This is a genomic window from Dietzia sp. DQ11-38-2, from assembly GCF_014145055.1.
GTDB lineage: Bacteria > Actinomycetota > Actinomycetes > Mycobacteriales > Mycobacteriaceae > Dietzia.
This window is the reverse complement of sequence record NZ_JAALDW010000492.1, coordinates 6,568-7,778: the sequence shown is the minus strand read 5'-3', so window position 1 is coordinate 7,778 and position 1,211 is coordinate 6,568. Positions and strand designations below refer to the sequence as shown.

3 protein-coding genes are annotated in these 1,211 nt (G+C 69.4%); all 3 read left to right on the top strand.

Features of this window, described 5'->3' with window-relative positions; genetic code table 11:
- The coding region (locus G6026_RS15420; protein WP_182613690.1) for a dihydrofolate reductase family protein at positions 1–272 on the top strand (272 nt) is incomplete at its 5' end.
- Positions 273–314: 42 nt separating this feature from the next.
- On the top strand, positions 315–938 hold the full coding sequence (locus G6026_RS15415) for a riboflavin synthase (protein WP_182613689.1): 624 nt from the start codon (positions 315–317) through the stop codon (positions 936–938).
- A gap of 75 nt (positions 939–1,013) precedes the next feature.
- On the top strand, positions 1,014–1,211 hold a 198-nt coding region (locus tag G6026_RS17660), incomplete at its 3' end, for a 3,4-dihydroxy-2-butanone-4-phosphate synthase (protein ID WP_347238124.1).

Genomic DNA, 1,211 nt, shown 5'->3' with positions numbered 1-1,211 from the left:
CCACGCGCGACCCGGCGGACGCGCTCGCGATGCTCGGCGACGTCCAGCACGTCCTGGTCGAGGGCGGACCCCGGCTGGCCGGCGCGTTCCTCTCCGCCGGGCTCGTCGACGAGGTCGAGGCCTACCTCGCGCCCCTCGTGTTGGGCGGCGGCCGGTCCGCCGTCGAGGAGGCCGGTGTCGGCACACTCTCCGACGCGCACGGTTTCGAGGTCTGCGAGACCGCGGTGCTGGGCCAGGACGTCTATCTCCGCATGATGAGACGAACCGGATGACCGGATGACCCGAATGACCACACCCACGAGAGGACCGCTCTGATGTTCACCGGAATCGTCGAGGAACTCGGCACGCTGGACTCCGTCGACACGGTGGGAGACTCCGCGCGTCTGCGGATCCTCGGACCGCTCGTCACGTCCGACGCCGGTCACGGCGACTCGATCTGCGTCAACGGCGTCTGCCTCACCGTCACCGAGTTCACCCCCGGGGTGGGATTCGACGCCGACGTGATGGCCGAGACCCTCGACCGCACCGCCCTGGGTGCGCTGCGTCCCGGGGATCCGGTGAACCTGGAGCGCGCGATGCGGGCGGACGCACGCTTCGGAGGACACATCGTCCAGGGGCACGTCGACGGTACAGGCGCCCTGATCAGCAGGACCGAGCACGCCAGATGGCACGTGCTGCGCCTGTCGATGCCGCCGGAGCTGTCCCGCTACGTGGTCGAGAAGGGATCCATCACGGTGTCGGGGACCTCGCTCACGGTGTCAGCGGTCAGTCCGCTCGGGCAGCGGGAGCCGTGGTTCGAGGTCTCGCTCATCCCCACCACGCTGGAGGACACGATCCTCGGTGGTCTGCCCCGGGGAGGCCGGGTCAACCTGGAGGTCGACGTCCTGGCCAAGTACGTCGAGCGTCTCCTGGGAGGACGCGGTGACCGGACCGGGTGAGCGGATGCGCCATACTTGTGGCCGTGCCCGCGGACGCCGCCCGGGTGTGATGAGTACCGAGGAGAACCCGCAGCAGTGACCACCTTCGACGGCATCGACCGCGCCATCGCCGACATCGCGGCGGGACGAGCCGTCGTCGTGGTGGACAGCGAGGACCGGGAGAACGAGGGCGACCTGATCTTCGCCGCCGAACTCGCGACTCCCGAGCTGATGGGTTTCCTCGTCCGGTACTCGTCCGGATACGTGTGCGTGACGCTCGAGGCCGAGGACTGC